The sequence below is a fragment of the Parahaemophilus parainfluenzae genome (assembly GCF_001053575.1).
Classification (GTDB): domain Bacteria; phylum Pseudomonadota; class Gammaproteobacteria; order Enterobacterales; family Pasteurellaceae; genus Haemophilus_D; species Haemophilus_D parainfluenzae_S.
Map to the genome: position 1 here is coordinate 1 of NZ_JVSL01000031.1, position 19,627 is coordinate 19,627.

Below are 19,627 nucleotides of genomic sequence, written 5' to 3' on the forward strand. Positions count from 1 at the left end.
AAGTTATTAAAGGAATAATCCTGGCGGCGATAGAGCGGTGGTCCCACCTGACCCCATACCGAACTCAGAAGTGAAACGCCGATGCGCCGATGGTAGTGTGGGGCTTCCCCATGTGAGAGTAGGACACCGCCAGGTACTGAATATAGAACCCCGAGCTGAATGGCTTGGGGTTTTTGTTTATAGATTTTTATTAAAAATTATATAGAATGATCTCAATTTTTATTTCTCAATATAAACCATGAAAAACTTTAGATATTTTGCGCAACGTTATGTTGATTGGGTTATTCGATTAGGTCGAGTTCGTTTCTCTTTACTTGGTATCGCTATTCTTGCGATTTTAGCTATCTGTATACAAATCTTATTAAGCACGCTTCTTAGTGATGGTATTCACTGGAGTGATATTGCTCGCTCAATCACTTTTGGTTTATTTACTGCGCCTTTTGTTATTTATTTCTTTACGCTACTTGTTGAACGACTAGAACGTTCCCGTTTAGAACTGTCTAAAACGCTTGCTCGATTAGAAAAAAATAGTCGTGATAAAAGTACCTTACTGGCAACAATTAGCCATGAGTTACGTACGCCTTTAAATGGGATCATTGGTCTTAGTCGAATTCTATTGGATGATAAATTAACAGAGCAACAACAAAATTACCTCAATACAATTAATCTAAGTGCGGTCAGTTTAGGCCATATTTTCAGTGATATTATTGATTTAGATAAGATCGACTCTAAGCGCATTGAATTAAATATCCAGCCTTGCGATTTCCATTCACTACTTAATGATTTCTATAATTTTGGTACCTTGATGGCGGAGCAAAAGGGGCTAAAATTCTCTTTAAAGCTAGATGATAATTTACCTAATTGGCTTTATCTCGATCGTGCTCGCCTTAGCCAAATTCTTTGGAATTTAATTAGTAATGCCGTCAAATTCACAGACAAAGGTGACGTTATTTTAAGGGTGCAGAAAATGCAAGATAATCAGTATCAATTTAGTGTTACTGATACGGGGGCAGGAATTGCACCTTGCGAATTAGATAAGATTTTTACCATGTACTATCAGGTTAAAGATAATATTCATCGTTCTGCGGGAAGTGGCATTGGTCTTGCAATTTCTAAGAATTTAGCTCAATTAATGAAAGGGGATTTAACGGTTGAAAGTGAATTGAACAAAGGTTCAACCTTTTACTTAACGATCATTGCAGAAAAAGCTCAGGCTCATGATGGTAATGCTGAAAAAGCCATGCAGCATCTTTCTATTTTATTAGTAGAAGACGTTGAATTGAATGTGGTTGTAGCCAAAAGTATTCTTGAAAAGCAAGGTCATTATGTTGATGTAGCGATGAATGGTGAACAGGCTATCCAATTATTTGAGAAAAATACTTATGATATTGTTTTTCTTGATATTAAGTTACCAGATATGTCAGGCTTTGATATTGCATACTATTTACGTAAAAACTATGAAGAAGGGATTTATGATTTTCTTCCACCTTTAATTGCTTTTACGGCAAACGTTATGCACAGCGAAGAGGAATATCAAAATCAGGGTATGGATGGCGTGTTGCGTAAGCCTCTTTCTCTAACGGAATTACGTCAGTGTTTTAAAACATTCTTAGGAGATGATATCGAGACTACCTCTGATGAAGAAGAGCTCCCTCAAGTTCAAGAAGGTATTAATATTTCACTTATTGAGTTAATTGGAAAATCACAAGCTAAAGCTAATGTGGAGTTATTCAAACAGTGGATGCCAATTTATTTAGATGAATTAGAAACGGCGTATGAAGATTATCTTGCAAACGCAGATATGCAACAAATGGTGTCAGATGTGGCACATAAAATAAAAGGCGCAGCAGCATCAGTAGGGCTTGTTAATATTCAAAATATCGCAAAACAGGCTCAAGACACGTCATTACCTAATTGGGCATCTGATATTGCTTTATGGATAAAGCAACTCAGTAATGAATGGTTTCAAAATGTAGCTGAATTAGAAGCATATTTAGAAAAATAATTCATGACACGTCATTTTCAAATTTTGATCAGTGAGAATATGCCGTCTAATTTGCCGGCAAATACCTTGATCATTAATGAGTTTTCTAAAATTCAAAATCTTCTTGGGCAAGAGTTTGAGACGATCTTGTTTGATGCACGAAAAGGTATCCATTTAGAGGCGCTCGCCATTGCGGCCGGTACATTGAAAATGAATGGTGCCTTAATTGTCTTGCTATCAAATTGGGAGAAACTTCATTTCCAAATAGACGAAGATAGTCTTCGTTGGTCAGGTTCGCTTGAGGCAATTACGACGCCAAGATTTATTGCATATTTTAAGCATTGTATTCATAAATATGGTTTTCCCGTCCTTTATCATCAAAATGATTTAAAATTTGACCGCACTTTTCAGCAGTTATTTGTAAATCACAATGCGACCTTAGATCAGCAGAAAATCATTGAGCAAATCCTAAAAAAAGAATCTGAACTCTACTTTCTTACTGCCAAACGAGGAAGAGGGAAATCAGCTCTAGCAGGCTTATTAGCGAATCAACTGGATACTAAAATTTACCTCACTGCACCGAATAAAAGTGCGGTTAAAATTTTGGCTGAATTTTCACAAAAAGAGATTATCTTTATTGCACCAGATGAGCTTTTCCTTGCTTTGCAAAATGATCCTTCTTTTTCTGAAAATGCGTGGCTTTTGGTTGATGAAGCGGCAATGCTGCCGATTGCTCAACTTGCTACTTTCTCCCACCATTTTAAGCATATTTTATTTACGACAACCATTCATAGTTATGAGGGAACCGGACGAGGCTTTGAGCTTAAATTTAAGCAAAAAATTAACCGCACTTTTTCTGACTTTGAGCTTATTGAACCGCTACGTTGGTCGAAAGATGACGCTTTAGAGGCATTTATTGATGAACTTTTATTATTGAATGTAGAGGATGAGTTTAAACAAACACCATATGATAAAAGCAAAATATGCCAAATTACTGAACGATCACAAGAGGAAATACTTTCTTCATTGTCTCAATTCTATGGCTTGATGACATTAGCTCATTATCGTACATCACCATTAGATCTACGACGATTGTTTGATGCTAATGCGCAGCGTTTTTTTACCGCTGAAAATAAACAAGATTTACTAGGTGCAGTTTGGGCGTTAAAAGAAGGTGGGATTGAAGATGCAGCCCTCATTGAAGCGATTCAACAAGGGAGTAGACGCCCGAAAGGCAATCTCGTCCCGCAAGCACTTTGTTTTCATGCTCAGCTACAAAAGGGTTGTGAATTGCATTCTTTACGCATTTCGAGAATTGCTGTTCAGCCTATGTGGCAGCAGCATGGTATTGGGACACAACTCATTGAATATATTATACAAAATTCTGATGTGGATTATTTATCAGTGAGTTTCGGTTATACCAAAGAACTGGCTCAATTTTGGCTGAAATGTGGTTTTTTTCTTGTTCATTTAGGCGAGCATTTAGAGGCGAGTAGTGGTTGTTATTCAGCTATTGCTTTAAAAGGGCTTTCTGCACAAGGGATTGAATTAGAAAGAGAAGCAAAGCAATCTTTTCAACGGAATATGCCTTTGTCTTTCCATCCACTTGCTCAGGAATTTAATACCACATCAGTAGATTGGGAATTGCTTGATGAAGATTGGTTAAGCCTAAAAAACTTCGCTTATTTTCACCGCACTTTAGCTTCCGCTTTGCCGGCAATTCGTCGATTTTTAATGAATTTAGATGAAAAAGATTGTCCTTTAATGCGAGATTATTTCATCACAAAACAGATACCCTATAACAAGAAAAATGGGGTAAAATTATTACGTTCGGAAATTGCACAAAAATTAAAAAAGGAGGCAAGATGAGCGAACAAGAAAAAAAAGGTTGGTTTCGCAAAGCCGTAGATGAATATAATAAGTTTTGTAAAGAGCTTGGTTTAGATAAAGGCTCTTGTAGAGGCTGTATGCCACGTATCGAATTCGATGATGATGGGCATGTAAAAAAAGAGAAGCCACTTGAACCACTCAAAAAATAGGAGAAACAGGGTTAATCAACCCTGTTTTTTTATACAGATAATTATTGAAAAGTAGAGTGAATTTGCTAAACTAACTCGCTGTTCAAATAAAAAATGAGATAAAATTGACCGCACGTATGAAAACAACCTATTTTAATTTTGATATTCCCACTCAGCCAAATGACCATAAAATTCTTGGCAACGTATTAACGGGGGTTGATGCACTTGCTGTCAGTGAAATTGCTGAGCAATATGATGGATTAACAGTGGTAGTGACACCAGATACTAAAAGTGCGGTTCGTTTATCACAAGTTTTACCAGATTTAACTTCTCAGCCCGTTCAGTTTTTTCCAGATTGGGAAACGTTGCCTTACGATTCTTTTTCGCCTCATCAAGAAATTATTTCTTCTCGTTTAAGTGCGCTATTTTATTTGCAAAATACTAAAAAAGGTATCTTTGTTTTACCGATTAGCACATTAATGCAACGTGTGTGCCCGCCGAAATATCTACAGCATAATGTCCTTTTGATTAAAAAAGGCGACTGTCTTGTTATTGAAAAATTGCGATTACAATTAGAGTCAGCTGGATATCGTTCCGTAGAGCAAGTACTTGAACATGGTGAATATGCTGTGCGCGGATCACTTTTAGATCTTTTCCCAATGGGAAGTGCGGTTCCATTTCGCTTAGATTTTTTTGATGATGAAATTGATTCGATTCGTACTTTTGATGTTGATACGCAACGAACGTTAGATGAAATTCAATCTATTAATTTATTACCTGCACACGAATTTCCAACAGATGAGAAAGGTATTGAGTTTTTTCGCACACAATTTAGAGAAACCTTTGGTGAAATTCGTCGTGATCCAGAACATATTTATCAGCAAATCAGTAAAGGTACATTAATTTCAGGGATTGAATATTGGCAACCGTTATTCTTTGATGAAATGGCAACGTTGTTTGATTACTTGCCCGAAAAAACGTTGTTTGTGGATATGGAAACAAATCAAGCACAAGGTGAACGTTTTTATCTTGATGCTAAACAGCGTTATGAGCATCGTAAAGTCGATCCTATGCGTCCTCTTTTGCCTCCAGAACGTTTGTGGCTAAGCATTGATGCGGTAAATCATGCATTAAAAAATTATCCTAAAATTAATTTTAAAGCAGAAAAAGTGCGGTCATCTGTTCGTCAGAAAAATTTAGCGGTGTCCGCATTACCAGCAGTGACCATTCAATCACAGCAAAAAGAACCGTTATCGCAACTTCGTCAGTTTATTGAGCATTTTAAAGGAAATGTTTTATTTTCGGTTGAAACTGAAGGACGACGTGAAACTTTACTGGATTTACTTTCACCATTAAAAATTAAACCTAAACAGATTAAAACCTTATCTGAAGCCAATCAAGACAAGTTTAATCTTTGGGTAAGTCGTCTTGAGCAAGGTTTTATTCTTGATGAGGCTAAATTAGCCATCATTACTGAACATGAAATTTTAGGTGAGCGGGTACAGCAACGTCAGCGTGATAAACGTAAGGCTGTGAATCCAGATACCTTAGTGCGTAATCTGGCAGAATTAAAAATTGGGCAGCCTGTGGTGCATTTAGATCATGGTGTGGGGCGTTACGGTGGGTTAGTCACGCTTGATACAGGTGGTTTAAAAGCGGAATATTTGCTGATCAATTATGCGAATGAATCCAAACTTTATGTGCCTGTTGGTTCTCTTCATTTAATTAGTCGTTATGTAGGTGGTTCAGATGAAACCGCACCATTGCATAAATTAGGTAATGAATCGTGGGCGAAAACGCGTCAAAAGGCCGCTGAAAAAATTCGTGATGTGGCTGCTGAATTACTTGATGTGTATGCTCAGCGAGAAGTAAAAAAAGGCTTTGAATTTAAATATGATCGTGAGGAGTTCCAGCAATTTGCTGCAACCTTCCCTTTTGAGGAGACACATGATCAAGCCATGGCAATTAATGCCGTCATTTCGGATATGTGCCAACCTAAAGCGATGGATCGTTTGGTTTGTGGTGATGTAGGTTTTGGGAAGACTGAAGTAGCGATGCGAGCCGCATTTTTGGCGGTCATGAACCATAAACAAGTGGCTGTATTGGTTCCGACAACCTTGTTAGCGCAACAGCATTACGAGAATTTTAAAGATCGTTTTGCTAATCTTCCGGTTAATGTGGAAGTACTTTCTCGCTTTAAAACAGCTAAAGAGCAAAAACAAATCTTAGAAAATTTAGCCGAAAGAAAAGTCGATATTCTGATTGGAACCCATAAATTAATTCAATCCGATGTGAAGTTTTCTGATCTTGGCTTACTCATCATTGATGAAGAACATCGCTTTGGTGTGGGACAAAAAGAAAAAATTAAACAACTTCGAGCGAATATTGATATTTTAACGCTTACCGCAACACCAATTCCTCGCACTTTGAATATGGCGATGAATGGTATTCGCGATCTTTCTATTATTGCGACACCACCGGCTCGTCGAGTGAGTATCAAAACGTTTGTTCGCCAGAAAGATGATTTAATTATTCGTGAAGCGATTCTGCGTGAGATTTTGCGTGGCGGGCAAGTTTATTATTTACATAATGATGTGGCGAGTATTGAAAATACGGCAGAAAAACTGACCGCACTTGTACCAGAAGCTCGAGTCGTGATTGGTCATGGTCAAATGCGAGAACGTGAACTTGAACGCGTGATGAGTGATTTTTATCATCAACGTTATAACGTATTAGTTTGTTCCACTATTATTGAAACGGGGATTGATGTACCAACGGCAAATACGATTATTATTGAACGTGCAGATAATTTTGGCTTGGCACAGCTTCACCAGTTGCGTGGTCGAGTAGGACGTTCTCACCACCAAGCTTATGCCTATTTACTTACACCGCCGCTGAAATTAATGACGAAAGATGCGAAACGTCGTTTAGAGGCATTAGAAAGTTTAGATAATTTAGGTGCAGGTTTCATTCTTGCGACGCACGATTTAGAAATTCGCGGTGCAGGTGAATTATTAGGGAATGAACAAAGTGGGCAAATTGAAAGCATCGGTTTCTCACTTTATATGGAATTGCTCGATGCAGCAGTGAAAGCCTTAAAAGAGGGGAGAGAGCCTTCATTAGAAGAGATTACACATCAACAAGCCGAAATTGAGTTACGTGTTCCAGCCCTATTGCCTGAGGATTATCTGGGCGATGTGAATATGCGTTTGTCGTTCTATAAACGCATTGCAGCAGCAGAAAGCAAACAAGAGTTAGATGAATTAAAAGTTGAATTGATTGATCGTTTTGGCTTATTACCTGAAGCAACTAAAAATCTTTTACAAATTGCTGAAATGCGTTTAATGGTGAAACCATTAAAAGTACTGAAAATCGATGCAGGGGCTCAAGGTGGCTTTATTGAATTCTCTCCTTCAGCAAAAGTTGATCCAGAAAAATTCATTAAATTAATTCAACAAAATCCAATTGTTTATCGCTTTGATGGTCCATTGAAATTTAAGTTTGTGAAAGCTCTTCCAGAAAACAAAGTGCGGTTAGAATTTGTGATGGATTTAGTGAAGACACTTACTGAGTAGCAAGTAAATAAAAAGGCTGACAAAATGTCAGCCTTTCTTTTTCACGTTTTATTAGTGAAGCGCTTCAACAACGCTTAAGAACATTTTTAAGATACCGGCATTTAATAAGTCGATAAAGAATGCCCCTACCATTGGTACGATTAAGAACGCTTTGTGAGATGGCCCGAAACGACTGGTAATCGCTTGCATGTTAGCAACGGCTGTTGGTGTTGCGCCGAGACCGAAACCACAGTGACCCGCACTTAATACAATCGCATCATAATCTTTACCCATCATACGGTATGTGACGTAGATAGCGAAGAAAGCCATGAAGACAACTTGAACCGCTAAGATAACTAATACATCTGTTGCAAGACCTGCTAATTCCCAAAGTTTGAGAGACATTAAAGCAATCGCTAAGAAGATAGATAAACCTACGCTACCTAATACGTCAATCGCTGAATCAGCCACTTGGAATTTGAATAAGTGGGTTAAGCTGTTGCGAATGATTACGCCTGTAAACAAACACCATACGAATGTAGGTAATTGAATGTGAGTACCTTTTGTTAAACCATCTAAGTATTGACCAATGAGTAAACATAAAGAAAGCATAGCGATGGTTTCAATGATTGAACGCGCATTGATTTTACGTTTATAAGTTGGGTGCTCAAATGCTTCTTGTACGTCATCTACTTCATCATTTTCTGGGTTCTCACCTTGTTTTTGATGATTTAATAAATAACGAGATACTGGACCACCTAAGATACCACCAAAGACTAAACCGAATGTAGCACACGCCATAGCGATTTCTGTCGCAGCCGGTAGATTAAATTCTTTAGTGAATGTTTCTGCCCATGCCGCACCTGTACCATGACCACCGGTTAGGGTAACTGAACCAGCAAGTAAGCCGTAAGCAGGATCAATGCCTAATAATTCAGTACCTAAAATACCGATGACATTTTGGCAAACAATGAGTATTGCTGCCGCCAATAGGAAGATAACTAATGGTTTTCCGCCTTTAATTAAGCGAGCAAAGTTTGCACTTAAACCGATAGAGGAGAAGAATACCAACATCATAGATGTTTGTAAGCTTTTCTCAAAAGTGAATGAAGTGCCATTTACTTTGTATAAAATGGTTAATGCAATAGCCACAATAAAGCCGCCAACAACAGGCTCAGGGATATTAAATGTTTGTAAAACTCGAATGCGTTTTACTAGAAAAAAACCGAGTAATAATACAAAACTTGCTAAAGCAAGTGTTTGATAGGTATCAAAAACAATATTCACGAAATATCCTCCTATTTAGTTTGGTTTCGAGAATTCTTATGAGTTGTGTTCAGGTTCAACCACCACAATGTCAACATTACTATGTAATCCACGTGGTAATTGGGAGCCCTTTCTGCCGCGTTCCGCACGGAATTTTTGCAGATCTTCCGGTTTTAATGTGATTTTTCGTTTACCGGAATGGAACTCAAGGCTGGCTTGCTCTGAAATTAAGAACAATTTCACCAATAATTCTGACCGCGCTTTTGCATTCGCTGCTGGAATACTGATGATTTTGTTGCCTTTCCCTTTTGATAATGCCGGTAAATCCCGTACCGGAAAAATCAGCATTCGACCCGCTGAAGTGAGGGACACAAGAAGTGAGGCCGACTCGGAAAGTTTCTCAGGTTTCAAGACTTTCGCATTTTCTGGCAAAGAAATCAAGGCTTTTCCAGCTTTATTACGTGCAATTAAATCTTCAAATTTGCAAATAAAACCGTATCCTGCATCTGATGCCATCAATAATTCTTGTTTTTCAGGTTCCATAATAACTTGTTCAATGGTCGCACCGGCCGGTAATGTAAGTTTACCGGTGAGTGGTTCACCTTGTGAACGCGCAGAAGGCAAGCTTAATGGATCTAAAGCGTAGCTACGACCAGTGCTATCAATAAAGATTACGGGCTGATTACTTTTACCGCAAGCGTGTGCTAGATATTTATCGCCTGCTTTATAGCTTAATCCTTCTGGATCAATATCATGACCTTTCGCACAACGAACCCAGCCCATTTCAGATAAGATGACGGTAACGGGTTCAGCAGGAGTCATTTCACTTTCAGAAATGGCTTTCGCTTCTTCACGCTCAACTAATTGAGACATTCTAGGGCTGGCGTATTTTTTCGCATCTTCTTGAATTTCTTTTTTGATCAAGGTATTTAAGCGACGCTCAGATCCTAAAATTAACTCTAAATTTGACCGCTCTTCTTCGAGTTTATCTTTTTCAGCTTGTAATTGATGTTCTTCTAATTTGGCTAAATGGCGCAAACGTAAGTTTAAAATGGCTTCTGCTTGTTCATCACTTAAGTTAAAGCGAGCCATTAAAACTTGTTTAGGTTCATCTTCAGTACGAATAATTTCAATCACTTCATCAATATTGAGGAAGGCAATCATCAAGCCGTCTAAAATGTGTAAACGAGCGAGTACTTTATCTAAACGATGTTGTAAACGACGCGTTACTGTTGTACGACGGAATGTCAGCCATTCGGTAAGAACTTGAAGTAGACCTTTCACAGCTGGTTTATGATCAAGTCCGATCATATTCATATTCACACGATAGCTTTTTTCGAGATCCGTCGTCGCAAATAAATGCGCCATCAAGGCATCCGTGTCAACGCGATTTGAACGAGGTACAAGTACAATACGCACAGGATTTTCATAATCCGCCTCATCACGAATATCTTCTACCATAGGCAATTTTTTCGCCGTCATTTGCTCAGCAATTTGTGCAATGATTTTAGAGGGTGAAGATTGATGAGGAAGTGCGCTAATGATGATTTCACCGTCTTCTTTATGCCATGTTGCACGCATTTTGATAGAACCACGACCAGTTTCATACATTTTGCGAATATCATCTTTTGGCGAAATAATTTCCGCTTCAGTTGGAAAATCTGGGCCTTGAATGATATTGAGTACATCATCTAATCCTGCTTTTGGATTATCTAATAGCAGGACCGCTGCATCCGCCACTTCATTAATATTGTGTGGTGGAATATCGGTTGCCATCCCGACGGCAATTCCGGTGGTGCCGTTTAACAGAATATGAGGTAAACGTGCAGGCAAATATTGTGGTTCTTCTAAAGTGCCATCAAAGTTTGGTTGGAAATCAACGGTGCCTTGGCCTAATTCAGATAATAGAATTTCAGAAATTTTGGACAGGCGAGACTCCGTATAACGCATTGCGGCGAATGATTTAGGATCATCTGGTGCCCCCCAGTTTCCTTGCCCATCCACTAACGGATAACGGTAAGAAAAGGGCTGAGCCATTAATACCATGGCTTCATAACAGGCGGAGTCGCCGTGTGGATGGAATTTACCTAACACATCACCGACTGTACGCGCAGATTTTTTAAATTTCGCTGCAGCATTTAAACCCAGTTCAGACATCGCATAGACAATACGGCGCTGAACAGGCTTTAAGCCATCGCCAATAAAAGGCAATGCACGATCCATGATGACGTACATTGAATAATTAAGGTAAGCCTTTTCTGTAAAGGTGCGAAGTGGCATCTGCTCGATGCCTTCGTAGTTAATATTGCTCATATTCTTCTAATCTATTTTCTTGTTGCACCGGAACTCGCATCAGAATGTTCATGATGAGAATGTCCCATATCCATTCCTTTATGACTATCAATTTCGTAAGGAACAGGTTGTGGTTTTTGTGGATTGGCTTCTTTAAAGGCTTCGTCTTTTAGTTTTCCGGAATAAATATTCGGATTTTTTTCGCCTTCGACCACGATTTGTCCCATCGTGCCTTTATTTACAGCACGGAAAATCGAGTGATCCATAAAGACATAAGTGCCAGGTACATCAATTCGTGTTTCCACCATGGTGGCACTGCCGGATGGAATCAGGGTAGTTTGAACATTATGATTAACAAGCGTACCGCCTTCCACATACACATTATCAAATACGGCACCAATTAAGTGGAAAGAAGAGCATAAATTTGGTCCTGCATTTCCTACAAATAGACGAATGGTTTCACCGGTTTTTGCTTTTAAGGCATTTCCATCCATAGTTGCACCGACTTTACCGTTGAAGAGAACGTATTCAGGGCGTTCATCAATGGCTTTTTGCATACTGAATGGTTGCAAACCAGGATCACCAAATTCACCTTTGGTATAGAATTCACTTTGCATAATGTAAAATTCGCGATCCACTTTTGGTAAGCCTTCTTTTGGCTCAACTAAAACTAAACCATACATCCCTTTAGCAAGGTGAATATCTACAGGTTGGCTGCCACAGTGGTACAAATAAATGCCCGAACGCAATGCTCTAAATTGGAAGGTTGATGTACGCGTTGGTGGCGTTTCACTTGCGATAGCGCCCCCCATTGGCACAGCGGCAGCATGAAAATCGATACTGTGCGGCATCATTGAACTCGCTGAGTTGGAAAGTTGCACTTCCACCATATCGCCTTCACGCACACGAATAAACGGCGCAGGCACGCTACCATTTAATGTCCAAAATTTAAATTGCACACCATCCATTAAATCCATAATTTGCTCAAGTGCGGTCAGTTTTACCACGACTTTTGCTGGATAGTTACGCTCAATCGGTTTTGGCACATTTGGCGCAAGCGTCAGTTCAGCTTCAATCTCTGGTAAATTCTCAACTGCAGTGGTTGCTGTATTTGAGGCTTTTTCTTCTGCTTGAGCAGAAGGAATAAGGCTTAAACCAGCACCTAATGTAATTGTTGCTAGGCCTAGTGCACTGTTTTTAAAAAAATCTCGACGTTGTTCGTTCATGATTGACCTCAAATAATTAAACAGCTAAATCCACTTGGTCGCCATTGGTTTGTAACCAATTTTTGCGATCTTCCGCTCGTTTTTTGGCAAGTAACATATCCATTAATTCTAATGTTTCCGCGCCTTGATCTTCGCCTAGCTCATAGGTTAATTGAACTAAACGGCGTGTATTCGGATCCATGGTGGTTTCACGTAATTGTGATGGATCCATTTCACCTAAACCTTTGAATCGTTGTACGTTTAAAGTGCCTTTTTTACCTTTTAAGCGTTCTAAAATTGCTTCTTTTTCGTTTTCATCGAGGGCATAAAAGACTTCTTTACCTAAGTCGATACGATAGAGTGGTGGCATTGCCACATAAATGTGTCCATCTTGAACCAATTTAGGGAAGTGACGTAAAAAGAGGGCACAGAGTAGGGTGGCGATATGCAAACCATCAGAGTCCGCATCGGCTAAAATACAGACTTTCCCGTAACGAAGTTGAGATAAGTCTTCATTATCAGGATCGATACCAAGCGCCACAGCAATATCATGAATTTCCGTTGAACCAAGCACTTGATCACTGGCGACTTCCCAAGTATTTAAGATTTTTCCACGTAACGGCAGGATCGCTTGATATTCACGATCTCGCGCCTGTTTGGCCGATCCACCCGCAGAGTCACCCTCTACTAAGAATAATTCGGTTTTTTCTAAATTTTGTGATGCACAATCGGCTAATTTACCTGGTAGAGCAGGACCACTCACTAATTTTTTACGCACGACTTTTTTGGCTGCATTCAGACGACGTTGTGCAGAACTGATCGCCATTTCAGCTAAGCGATCTGCATCCTGTACGTTTTGATTCAACCATAAACTAAAGGCATCTTTTAAAACACCCGCAACAAAGACCGCACTTTGACGGGAAGATAAACGTTCTTTTGTTTGGCCAGCAAATTGAGCATCTTGCATTTTCAGTGAAAGAATATAAGCACAGCGATCCCAAATGTCGTCTGCAGTTAATTTCACGCCACGTGGTAATTTATTGCGGAATTCGCAATATTCAGTCATGGCATTGAGCAAACCTTGGCGAAGACCATTCACGTGTGTTCCGCCTTGTACTGTTGGAATCAAGTTTACATAGCTTTCTGCAATAAGCTCACCACCTTCTGGCAACCATAATAATGCCCAGCTTACGGCTTCTTTGGAGCCTTTAAACTCGCCGACAAAAGGTTTTTCAGGCAAGGTTTCAAAACCATTCACTGCTTCGGTTAAGTAATCGGATAAACCATCTTGATAACACCATACATCTTCGGTGTTATTCACTTTATCGACAAATTTAATCTCTAAGCCTGAACAAAGCACGGCTTTCGCACGCAATAAGTGGCGTAAACGACTAACAGAAAAATTCTTGCTATCGAAATATTTTGGGTTTGGTTTGAAGTGAACAGTGGTGCCGGTCGTACGTCTGCCACAAGTCCCGATGACTTCTAATTCTTCTACTTTTACGCCATTTTCAAAGGCAATTTTATATACTTCGCCGTTACGTTTAACTTGAATATCAACGCGTTCAGAAAGGGCATTGACGACAGAAATCCCCACCCCGTGTAAACCACCAGCAAATTCATAGTTTTTATTCGAGAATTTACCGCCTGCATGAAGCTTAGTTAAGATCACTTCCACACCAGAAACGCCTTCCGTTGGATGAATGTCCACTGGCATCCCGCGTCCATTATCAATAACTTCAAGCGATTGATCAGCATGTAAAATTACTTCAACTTTGGTGGCAAAACCCGCAAGGGCTTCATCCACACTGTTATCGATAACTTCTTGAGCAAGGTGATTTGGACGGGTAGTGTCCGTGTACATGCCGGGGCGAATTTGCACCGGTTCGAGATCTTTCAGAACCGTAATTTCTTGAGCAGAATAATTTGTAGTCATTTTTAAAATTAGTTACTTATTTATAAAAAAATTAGCGTGATTTTATCAAAAAATGACGCATTTATAAAATTAAAGATGAGAAAAGAGAAGGATACTATATCAAGTAAAAGTGCGGTCAAAATTTGACGTGAATTTTGACCGCACTTTGGATTCATTTGAACCTATTTAATCTGCTATAGATTGAGTTATTGAGATACTAAGCTTTTGCTTTTATTGCTAAATATTCCTGTAAGCCTTTATCTCTCAATTTACAGCTTGGGCATTCCCCGCAACCGCCTTCAACACCTTCGTAACAAGTGTGAGTATGCTGACGAATATAATCTAACGCACCTAATTCATCGGCTAATGCCCAAGTTTGTGCTTTGGTAAGATACATTAACGGTGTTTTTAAATTGAACGGATAATCCATGGCTAAATTAAGGGTGACATTCATGGATTTGATAAACACATCACGACAATCTGGATAACCACTGAAATCTGTTTCACATACACCCGTGATAATGTCATTAATACCTTGTCCTTTTGCGTAAATCGCGGCATACAATAAGAAGAGCGCATTGCGGCCATCCACAAAGGTGTTCGGTAATTTACCGTCTTTTTGTTCAATATCTGCATTTGCATCCATTAGGGCATTATGAGTAATGGATTTGATGACAGACGTATCAATCAACGTTTGTTTTACGCCGAGATCTTTGGCGATCCAACGGGCTTTTTCTAATTCTATAGCGTGACGTTGGCCATATTGAAAGGTAACTGTTTCCACATTTTCTACGCCATATTCGGCAATAGCTTGAATTAAACAGGTTGTGGAATCTTGTCCACCTGAGAAGATCACAAGGGCTTTACGATTGTGATTAGGATTTGAAATATTCATAGAATACCTAGTTTTTTTATGTAGGAGGTTTGCGAACTACAAGTTAAAAATGAGGCGGTATTGTAGAAGTCAAAGATAAATTTTGCAAGAAAAGGACTAATTTAAGCAGGAAAAAGCTGGGGAAGTTGTGATACAATTTTGGCAAGTTAGTTTTAAAAAGGTAAACACAATGAAAAAATTAATTCTTATTGTTATCGGTGCATTAGTAATTTCAGCTTGCGCAAATAAAGACGTTTATTTTAATGGTTCGGAAGGATCTCATTCAGGCATGAAATTTGATAAAGACACTCGCCATTGGGGCGTTAATCAATAATTGTTTTGACAAAAGAAAAGCCATACTGTTGTATGGCTTTTTTGTTTAAATTACTTCTTCTTGGCAATGTGGGCAAGCCATTAAATGTTCTTCATTATTGTGCACAATATAATGTCCCATTTTTTTCGCTTTAGTATCAAGGTATTTCGTGTTGTAACGATTTTCACCCACATTCAACGGTACACGTTCTACGATATTAATGCCCGCTTTTTTCATCGTTTCTACTTTTTGCGGGTTGTTTGTCATCAGGCGCACTTGTTTCACCCCTAATAATTCAAACATATCGGCACATACATTAAAGTTACGTTCATCGGCTTTAAAACCTAATGCAAGATTGGCTTCAATCGTATCCATGCCTTGATCTTGTAATGCATAGGCACGAATTTTATTAATTAAACCAATGCCTCGCCCTTCTTCACGATGATAGATCAATACGCCTCGACCCGCTTCACTAATTTGACGTAATGCGGCGGCAAGCTGGAAACCACAATCGCATTTTAAACTGTGTAATGCATCACCTGTTAAGCATTCAGAATGAATACGGGCGAGCACAGGCTCATCTTGGTTTGAAATATCCCCCATTACTAATGCAACGTGCTCTTTTTTTGTATCGGGAAATTCAAATCCGACCATTTTAAATATGCCATATTCGGTAGGCAAATTGGCTTGAGCAACCAATTGGATTTTTGACATAACTTATCCTTTTTTCAATTTTATTCTGTTAAAATATGCACTTTATTTTTATTATCAAGAGGCAACAATGTTTAAAAGGCTGTCATTATATACGTTATTCCTTTGTCTTGTACCATTTTTTGTTTGGGGTTTTGCTTATCATTGGCATGGAAACAACCAATTAATGGAATGGGATTATTGGCTTTATCTTTTAACCGAAACCGGTAGCGTACCTTACGCTTTAATTACCTGTGGTGTGTTTGCTTTACTTTTCCGTTTTCTTTTTGAAAACCGTAAACAGTGGATTATGGGCGTGATTGTAATGGGCTTGTCGGTATTATCCACACAAGTGATTAAAACAGGTTTAAAAACGGTTTTTGCTGAGCCGCGTCCTTTCACTGTCTATTTAGCGGAAAAAACAGATAGCACGACAGACGCTTTTTACCATCAAGAGCGTTCAGAGCGTGCGAAATTAGTGGATAAATTTTATTCAACACAAGCGGATACACCAGCCTGGTTAAAAGCGCATTATGAAGATGAAACAGGTTATTCTTTCCCATCTGGTCATTCTATTTTTGCCGCCACTTGGCTTATGTTAGCTGTCGGATTTAGCCAATTATTAGGGAAGCGTTCTTTTAAAGCGGAATTGCTTATTGGAGCCATGACAATTTGGGGCGTATTAATGTTGATTAGTCGTGTGCGCCTTGGAATGCATTATCCTATCGATTTATTTGTGGCGATAATTTCGGCATGGATTGTTCATTTGATTATTTTTGGTTTCTTACAGAAGAAAGGCTTGTTTAACAATAAATAGCATCAAAGACCGGTTTGAGTGATAAAGCCGGTCTTTTTTATTGCTTGTAGAAAATATGATTTTTATCATGGATTTTCATTTTGATTTCAAGGAAAATACAGTCCAGACATTCCAACAATTTTGACCGCTCTTTTGAGGAGACAATATGTATTACGGTATTGATATCGGTGGCACAAAGATTGAATTGGCTGCTTTTAATGAAAAATTAGAAAAACTTTATACCGAGCGCGTGCCAACGCCACAAACAGATTATCAAGATTGGTTACAAGCGATCAAAACGCTAGTAGAACGTGCTGATGCCCACTTTGGTGAAAAAGGCACAGTAGGTTTAGGTTTGCCTGGATTTGTTAATTTAACAACTGGGCTTGCTGAAGTGACGAATATTCGTGTTGCAGATAATAAGCCAATTTTAGCCGATCTTGAACGCGTTTTAGATCGTGAAGTACGGGCAGAAAATGATGCAAATTGTTTTGCACTCTCGGAAGCCTGTGATGAAGAAAATACCCAATATCCATCTGTGTTAGGGCTTATTTTAGGGACGGGCTTTGGTGGTGGTTTTGTAATTAATGGCAAAATTCACTCAGGCCAAGTCGGGATGGCAGGGGAGTTAGGCCATCTTCAATTAAATTATCATGCCTTAAAATTATTGGGCTGGGATAAAGCACCTATTTATCAATGTGGTTGTGGTAATCATGCCTGTTTAGATACGTATATTTCCGGTCGCGGCTTTGAAATGTTGTATCGTGATTTAAAAGGGGAAGAGTTATCAGCCAAAGACATTATCGATCGCTTTTATGCGAAAGAGGAAAGTGCGGTTGATTTTGTTCGTATTTTTGTGGAGTTAGCAGCTATTTCTATCGGCAACATTATCACGGCATTTGATCCGCATATGATTGTGCTCGGTGGTGGTTTATCGAATTTTGATTATCTCTATGAAGCCTTACCAAAAGCATTGCCTGCTCATTTAATGCGTAGTGCAAAAGTGCCACCAATCAAAAAAGCTAAACATGGTGATTCCGGTGGTGTTCGTGGAGCAGCCGCGTTATTTTTAAACTGTGAATAGATTTAATCTAAAAATACAGTGAAAATTTGAATAAATTTTATGTTATAGGATAAGAATCCAGTTTTTCTTTAAGAAAACTGGATTTTTTCTTTTGTCTCTCTACAATCAGAATATTGATTTTTTAGTGAGGTTTTTATGCTGACAGAATTTGGGAACTGGATTGAACAAGGATTGACATGGGTTATCGAACATTTTGATGAACCATTATGGAATATCACCATTGTTATTTTATTAGGTGTAGGTCTATTTTTTACCATTACTACAGGGTTAGTGCAGTTACGTCTTTTCCCTACAAGTATACGTGAAATGTGGTTTGGACGTGCAGCAGAGGGAAATTCTTTAACGCCATTCCAAGCGTTTGCAACCGGGCTCGCCAGTCGAGTTGGCGTAGGTAATATCAGTGGTGTGGCAACAGCCATTGCACTTGGTGGAGAAGGGGCAGTATTCTGGATGTGGGTAACGGCATTTATTGGGATGTCGAGTGCTTTTGCGGAATCGACTTTAGCACAGGTATTCAAAATTCAAGATAAAGATGGTTCTTTCCGTGGTGGCCCTGCTTACTATATTACACAAGGTTTAAAATCACGTTGCTTAGCGGTAGCGTTTGCGGTATCACTTATTTTTACTTTTGGTTTTGCATTTAATTCAGTACAAGCAAACTCAATAGTAGAAGCAACTAAAAATGCTTGGGATTGGCAAGGTGAATATGTAGGTCTGGTTTTAGTGGTATTAACTGCTGCAATTATTTTCGGTGGCGTAAAACGTATTGCGACCATTTCTAGTAGCGTAGTACCGATGATGGCACTCTTTTATTTAATCATGGCGGTAATTATCTTAGGTATGCATATTGATATGATTCCGACGGTAATAGCCAATATTTATAAAAGTGCTTTTACTTTCCAATCAGCTGCTGGTGGTATGTTTGGTGCTTTAGTCTCCAAAGCCATGATGATGGGGATTAAACGTGGATTATTCTCTAATGAAGCGGGGATGGGCTCTGCACCAAATGCAGCAGCTGCCGCTCATGTAAAACATCCAGTTAGTCAAGGCTTAGTACAAATGCTTGGTGTGTTTGTAGATACCATGATTGTCTGTACTTGTACGGCGGTAATTATTCTGCTTTCTGATAACTATGGCAGTGAAACACTGAAAAGTATTTCCTTAACGCAAAACGCATTGCGTTATCATGTTGGGGAGTTTGGCGTACACTTCTTAGCTTTTATTTTATTGCTTTTCGCTTATTCCTCTATTATCGGTAACTATGCTTACGCAGAAAGTAACATTCGCTTTATCAAAAATAAACCGTGGTTTGTATGGATATTCCGTTTATCGGTATTATTCTTCGTTTATTTCGGCTCGGTAAAATCAGGTAATGTTGTGTGGAATTTTGCAGACACTGTGATGGCTGTGATGGCAATTATTAACTTAGTCGCGATTGTTTTACTTTCCCCAATTGTATGGAAGTTAATGAAAGACTATCAGCATCAATTAAAAGCAGGAAAAGAGCCTGAATTTAAAATTGACCTCTATCCTGAAATTAAAAAACGAGTATTAGATCATCGAATTTGGAAATAAATTTTGATGGAATATGAAAAAGGCGGGGAGTCCCGCCTTTATTGTTTTAAATTGATCTGAA

The 19,627-nt window shown here is 38.9% G+C and carries 14 protein-coding genes, 1 rRNA gene and 1 riboswitch; of the genes, 9 read left to right on the top strand and 6 right to left on the bottom strand.

Annotation, left to right across the window (positions count from 1 at the left end; translation table 11 throughout):
- Positions 1–19 precede the first annotated feature (19 nt).
- The 5 genes from rrf (at position 20) to mfd (ending at position 7,577) form a co-directional block, all read left to right on the top strand.
- Positions 20–135 (top strand): 5S ribosomal RNA (gene rrf, locus AC979_RS05890).
- 103 nt (positions 136–238) lie between these two features.
- Positions 239–2,005 carry an ATP-binding protein gene (locus tag AC979_RS05895; protein WP_049373344.1) on the top strand — a complete coding sequence of 589 codons (1,767 nt, stop codon included), beginning with the start codon at positions 239–241 and terminating at the stop codon, positions 2,003–2,005.
- 3 nt (positions 2,006–2,008) lie between these two features.
- Positions 2,009–3,853, top strand: a complete 1,845-nt coding sequence (locus tag AC979_RS05900; RefSeq protein ID WP_049373345.1) for a tRNA(Met) cytidine acetyltransferase TmcA — start codon at positions 2,009–2,011, stop codon at positions 3,851–3,853.
- Positions 3,850–4,023: a DUF5363 domain-containing protein gene (locus tag AC979_RS10450; RefSeq protein ID WP_005697264.1), complete on the top strand. Its 174-nt coding sequence runs from the start codon at positions 3,850–3,852 to the stop codon at positions 4,021–4,023. The genes AC979_RS05900 and AC979_RS10450 overlap by 4 nt, the downstream gene beginning before the upstream one ends.
- Positions 4,024–4,139: 116 nt before the next feature.
- On the top strand, positions 4,140–7,577 hold the full coding sequence (mfd, locus tag AC979_RS05905; protein ID WP_049373388.1) for a transcription-repair coupling factor: 3,438 nt from the start codon (positions 4,140–4,142) through the stop codon (positions 7,575–7,577).
- Between the two features lie 51 nt (positions 7,578–7,628).
- Here mfd and gltS read toward each other — a convergent pair whose 3' ends face one another.
- From gltS to queC, 5 genes are all read right to left on the bottom strand, one after another.
- Positions 7,629–8,843 carry a sodium/glutamate symporter gene (gltS, locus tag AC979_RS05910; RefSeq protein ID WP_049373346.1) on the bottom strand — a complete coding sequence of 405 codons (1,215 nt, stop codon included), beginning with the start codon at positions 8,841–8,843 and terminating at the stop codon, positions 7,629–7,631.
- Between the two features lie 36 nt (positions 8,844–8,879).
- Entirely contained in the window at positions 8,880–11,135 is a 2,256-nt protein-coding gene (gene parC, locus AC979_RS05915) for a DNA topoisomerase IV subunit A (RefSeq protein WP_049373347.1), read from the bottom strand.
- Positions 11,136–11,146: 11 nt separating this feature from the next.
- Entirely contained in the window at positions 11,147–12,340 is a 1,194-nt protein-coding gene (gene nirK / locus AC979_RS05920; RefSeq protein WP_049373348.1) for a copper-containing nitrite reductase, read from the bottom strand.
- Positions 12,341–12,356: 16 nt separating this feature from the next.
- The gene (gene parE, locus AC979_RS05925) at positions 12,357–14,255 is read right to left on the bottom strand and encodes a DNA topoisomerase IV subunit B (protein ID WP_049373349.1); all 1,899 of its coding nucleotides are present in this window, start codon (positions 14,253–14,255) and stop codon (positions 12,357–12,359) included.
- A 196-nt stretch (positions 14,256–14,451) separates the two neighbouring features.
- The gene (queC, locus tag AC979_RS05930) at positions 14,452–15,129 is read right to left on the bottom strand and encodes a 7-cyano-7-deazaguanine synthase QueC (protein WP_049373350.1); all 678 of its coding nucleotides are present in this window, start codon (positions 15,127–15,129) and stop codon (positions 14,452–14,454) included.
- A 1-nt stretch (position 15,130) separates the two neighbouring features.
- Positions 15,131–15,175, bottom strand: a riboswitch (PreQ1 riboswitch).
- Between the two features lie 123 nt (positions 15,176–15,298).
- Between queC and AC979_RS10495 the strand changes: the two genes are divergently transcribed.
- A complete protein-coding gene (locus AC979_RS10495) occupies positions 15,299–15,442 on the top strand; it encodes a hypothetical protein (protein ID WP_014065561.1) in 144 nt (47 codons plus the stop codon).
- A gap of 45 nt (positions 15,443–15,487) precedes the next feature.
- On the opposite strand, the gene ribA is transcribed toward AC979_RS10495, so the two are convergent.
- Positions 15,488–16,135, bottom strand: a complete 648-nt coding sequence (gene ribA / locus AC979_RS05935) for a GTP cyclohydrolase II (RefSeq protein WP_049373351.1) — start codon at positions 16,133–16,135, stop codon at positions 15,488–15,490.
- A 67-nt stretch (positions 16,136–16,202) separates the two neighbouring features.
- Between ribA and AC979_RS05940 the strand changes: the two genes are divergently transcribed.
- The 3 genes from AC979_RS05940 (at position 16,203) to AC979_RS05950 (ending at position 19,566) form a co-directional block, all read left to right on the top strand.
- Positions 16,203–16,928, top strand: a complete 726-nt coding sequence (locus tag AC979_RS05940) for a phosphatase PAP2 family protein (protein WP_049373352.1) — start codon at positions 16,203–16,205, stop codon at positions 16,926–16,928.
- 145 nt (positions 16,929–17,073) lie between these two features.
- Complete coding sequence (gene nagK, locus AC979_RS05945; protein WP_049373353.1) at positions 17,074–17,991, top strand: N-acetylglucosamine kinase; 918 nt, start codon at positions 17,074–17,076, stop codon at positions 17,989–17,991.
- A gap of 135 nt (positions 17,992–18,126) precedes the next feature.
- Complete coding sequence (locus tag AC979_RS05950) at positions 18,127–19,566, top strand: alanine/glycine:cation symporter family protein (protein ID WP_049373354.1); 1,440 nt, start codon at positions 18,127–18,129, stop codon at positions 19,564–19,566.
- The last annotated feature ends 61 nt before the right edge of the window (positions 19,567–19,627 follow it).

Coding starts and splice junctions, on each gene's coding strand:
- AC979_RS05950 (WP_049373354.1), top strand. CDS start 18,127: ATGCTGACAGAATTTGGGAACTGGATTGAACAAGGATTGACATGGGTT.
- AC979_RS10450 (WP_005697264.1), top strand. CDS start 3,850: ATGAGCGAACAAGAAAAAAAAGGTTGGTTTCGCAAAGCCGTAGATGAA.
- nirK (WP_049373348.1), bottom strand. CDS start 12,340: ATGAACGAACAACGTCGAGATTTTTTTAAAAACAGTGCACTAGGCCTA.
- AC979_RS05940 (WP_049373352.1), top strand. CDS start 16,203: ATGTTTAAAAGGCTGTCATTATATACGTTATTCCTTTGTCTTGTACCA.
- ribA (WP_049373351.1), bottom strand. CDS start 16,135: ATGTCAAAAATCCAATTGGTTGCTCAAGCCAATTTGCCTACCGAATAT.
- queC (WP_049373350.1), bottom strand. CDS start 15,129: ATGAATATTTCAAATCCTAATCACAATCGTAAAGCCCTTGTGATCTTC.
- AC979_RS10495 (WP_014065561.1), top strand. CDS start 15,299: ATGAAAAAATTAATTCTTATTGTTATCGGTGCATTAGTAATTTCAGCT.
- parE (WP_049373349.1), bottom strand. CDS start 14,255: ATGACTACAAATTATTCTGCTCAAGAAATTACGGTTCTGAAAGATCTC.
- parC (WP_049373347.1), bottom strand. CDS start 11,135: ATGAGCAATATTAACTACGAAGGCATCGAGCAGATGCCACTTCGCACC.
- mfd (WP_049373388.1), top strand. CDS start 4,140: ATGAAAACAACCTATTTTAATTTTGATATTCCCACTCAGCCAAATGAC.
- nagK (WP_049373353.1), top strand. CDS start 17,074: ATGTATTACGGTATTGATATCGGTGGCACAAAGATTGAATTGGCTGCT.
- AC979_RS05900 (WP_049373345.1), top strand. CDS start 2,009: ATGACACGTCATTTTCAAATTTTGATCAGTGAGAATATGCCGTCTAAT.
- AC979_RS05895 (WP_049373344.1), top strand. CDS start 239: ATGAAAAACTTTAGATATTTTGCGCAACGTTATGTTGATTGGGTTATT.